General features: G+C 66.9%; 1 protein-coding gene. It reads left to right on the top strand.

Translation table 11 applies throughout. From position 1 onward, the window contains the following. The coding region (locus J5M57_RS28095) for a helix-turn-helix domain-containing protein (protein ID WP_207938492.1) at positions 1-510 on the top strand (510 nt) is incomplete at both ends.

The following is a 510-nucleotide window of genomic DNA, read 5'->3' as shown; positions in this document are numbered from 1 at the left end:
TTCCAGGAGCGCTACCCGCGCCTGAAGACCACGCAGGAACTGTTCGAGATCGACGCGCGACGCATCACGTGCGCGGGCGGCACCGCGTCGATCGACATGATGCTCGACCTGATCGGCCGCCGGCACGGCGCCGAGCTCGCCGCGACGATCTCCGAGCAGTTCGTGCTGAGCCGGATCCGCCAACGCTCCGATCGCCAGCGCCTCGAGATCGCCGCGCGCTACGGCGTGCACAACCGCAAGCTGATCCAGGTGATCGGAACCATGGAGCACCACATCGAAAGCCCGCTGTCGTCCGACGCGCTCGCGCGGGAGGTGGGCAGCACGCGCCGCCAGCTCGAGCGGCTGTTCAGCACGATGCTCGACGATACGCCGGCACGTTTCCATTTGCGGCTGCGGCTCGAGCGTGCGCGCGAACTGCTTCAGCAGACCGACATGACGGTCGCGGCCGTATGCGCGGCGTGCGGATTCGAATCGCCTTCGCATTTTTCCCGCACCTATCGTGCGCAATTC

The sequence above is a fragment of the Pseudomonas sp. 86_A genome, assembly GCF_017491705.1.
Lineage (GTDB): Bacteria > Pseudomonadota > Gammaproteobacteria > Pseudomonadales > Pseudomonadaceae > Aquipseudomonas > Aquipseudomonas koreensis.
This window is presented reverse-complemented; position numbering and strand designations above follow the sequence as displayed.